This window comes from Mucilaginibacter sp. UYNi724 (assembly GCF_054057495.1).
The window spans coordinates 1-2,626 of record NZ_JBSRZI010000033.1; the positions used below are offsets into that span (position 1 = coordinate 1).

The 2,626-nt window shown below is 46.9% G+C and carries 2 protein-coding genes; both read right to left on the reverse strand.

Annotated elements, in window-relative coordinates; translation table 11 throughout:
- Nucleotides 1-117 precede the first annotated feature (117 nt).
- Nucleotides 118-870, reverse strand: a complete 753-nt coding sequence (istB, locus tag ACVW0P_RS22160; protein WP_354431475.1) for an IS21-like element helper ATPase IstB — start codon at nt 868-870, stop codon at nt 118-120.
- Nucleotides 871-890: 20 nt separating this feature from the next.
- Nucleotides 891-2,420, reverse strand: a complete 1,530-nt coding sequence (gene istA / locus ACVW0P_RS22165) for an IS21 family transposase (RefSeq protein WP_457134006.1) — start codon at nt 2,418-2,420, stop codon at nt 891-893.
- Nucleotides 2,421-2,626: the final 206 nt, after the last annotated feature.

Sequence of the window (2,626 nt, forward strand, 5' to 3'; positions counted from 1 at the left end):
TTGATATTCCGGGGATGTTGACCACCTGATTCCGTGGCAAATTGACCAGGCAATTAGCTGGCGAACGATAGCAGCGAGAGCTGTAAAAGCGTTTTCAAAGTTAGTTATTAAAAGTGGTTATTGGTAACTTACCTCTTTATCATCAGTTCTTCGTTTCTTTCTCATGGATTCTCCTTTTAGCTCGATACGGTGTGCACTGTGTACGATCCGGTCCAGGATAGCATCAGCAATTGTCTTTTCACCTATCACATCATACCATTTACTTACAGGTAGCTGTGAGGTAATAATCAGTGAGGTCTTTCCATGCCTGTCTTCAATGATCTCCATCAGGGCAGCCCTGCTTTGCGCATCAAAAGGCTGAATACCGAAGTCATCCAATATCAGTAGTTCTTGCCGTTCTATTTTTGCTACTTCTTTGAGATAGGAGCCATCAGCTTTGGCCATTTTAAGCTTGGAGAATAACTTAGGTGTACTGGCGTAAAAGACCCTGTAGCCGAGTGTACAGGCCTGGTATCCGATAGCGGAAGCAATATAGCTTTTGCCGATGCCTGTGCTCCCTGTGATCAGCAGGTTCTCATTGCGCTCAATAAACGTACAGTCCGCCAGGCGCATGATCTGGTTGCGATCAATACTTCGGTCGGCATGATAGTGGACGTCCTCTACAGAGGCTTTGTAGCGGAACTTGGCGTAATAGATCTGCCGCTCGATACGCCTGTTATGGCGGTCATCCCATTCTGCATCCACCAGGTGCGCCAGTAGCTCATCTGCTGTATAATCCTCTGTTTTACCTGTTTCCAGTGTGCTTTGAAAAGCATGGTACATGCCGAAGAACTTGAGCTTCCGCATTTTGTCTAACGTGTTTGTGTTCATTTCATTGGTTATTTAAAAGGTTATTTGTAATAGTCTTCGCCTCTGATATTATCATGGCTGGGCATAGGCAGTTCATCCGCGAACAGGCTTTCCTCATACTGATCCATCTTCTTTTCGAGGATCATATGAATGGTCTTGTAGTTATAAACACCGTAGTGGAGGCCTCTTCTACAGGCCATGATCAGGCGTTCATTACCTACTTTTCGGGAGAAGCCAAGGATACCCAGGCAGGACTTATAAGCCTGCTCGGGATGTTGTTTACGATCGAATATATTATGGATATAAAGCCTGACATCTTCATGGATGGATGAGGCCCAGCCCAGGAACTTATCCTTTGACCAGTCGGCCACGAACTGGTGGGTGGAAGCCAGATGGTCTTTCTCAGTTGTATAAAGGTATAGTCCCCTTGTGCGTTTATGGATAGCGATACGCTCATAATGGTAAAAGGCTTCTACCGAAGAACTGGAATACAGCAGCTTGATCTTCCTGCCAATAAACCGGTAAGGGACGCTGTAATAATGTTTATCCGGCCCAAGACAAACATATCCGTTCTTCATCACGGTAGCATGGAACTGCTTTTTAAGCTCATAGCGCAGGACAGGTAAAGGGTTAAGTGCTTCCCGCTCGATCTCATCGAATTGCTGCCTGCGGCTGTAGTTCCTGCCTTGCAGGAACCTGTTGTTGTGCTCTTCGAGCACCACCCTTATGGCTTCGTTCAGATCCTTTAACGAGTGGTAAACTACTTTCCTCAAAGGGGCATAGATCCGGGTATACATGATCTTAACTGCACCTTCTACCAATGCTTTATCGCGAGGGCGGAACGCCCGAGCCGGTAGTATGGTGGTGCCGTAATGGTCTGCAAAGTCAGCGAATGTTTCGTTTAACGTGGGTTCAAAACGGCTGCTTTTGGTCACCGCAGCTTTCAGGTTATCCGGGACAATAGCATCAGGAACTCCACCGATATAATGCAGGGTATTCTCACAGGCCGTAATAAAGTCCTCCTTTTGCTGACTACTTACAGCTTCTACATAAGTGAGCTGGCTGGCTCCGAGTATAGCTACAAATACCTCAACGGTAATGATCTCGCCTGTGTCTTTATCGGTAATGCTAAGCTTTTGCCCTGCAAAGTCCACATACAGTTTATCACCTGCTTTGTGATCCATGTGCATGGTCGGGTTGACCCTGGCTTTCCATTGGGTGTAATAGAAGCAAAACTGGCTGTACTGATAGCCATCAGGGAACTCTTTATAATACTCGCCCCATAATATATGACGGTTAACGCCGGTGCGTTTAAGCTCTTTATCTACATGGGGAAAGCACCGCAGCATGGACTGCATACGGCCTGTAGGGGGCATCTCCCTGCTTTTTCCGAAGAAGTCCTCCAGCTCCTTATCGTTCAGCGCATCAACCTCCTCAAACGTAAAGCCACTATTCTTAAACGAGGCCAGGTACTTCTTAACGGTATTCCGGGACGTATCAGCCTGGGCAGCTATCGACATGATACTGCGCCCATTTGTGTACATCCTTATTATCTTTCTAATCTTACTCATGCTAATCGTAGTGTTGGCCATGCTTTTGGAGGTTATGTTAAACCTCGTAAAGATGGGTGCTTCTACAGCATTAGCTGCTCGTTCGGGGTGGTCAATTTGGCCCGGAATGCCTGGTCAGTTTGCCCCGGAATGGGGTGGTCAATTTGACGCGGAATCACTGGTCACATTCCGCCGGAATTGGGTGGTCAATATCAGCGGTATATCCA

Bases quoted from the DNA above. Each gene is read 5' to 3' on its own strand.
- istB (WP_354431475.1), bottom strand. From the start codon at position 870: ATGAACACAAACACGTTAGACAAAATGCGGAAGCTCAAGTTCTTCGGC.
- istA (WP_457134006.1), bottom strand. From the start codon at position 2,420: ATGAGTAAGATTAGAAAGATAATAAGGATGTACACAAATGGGCGCAGT.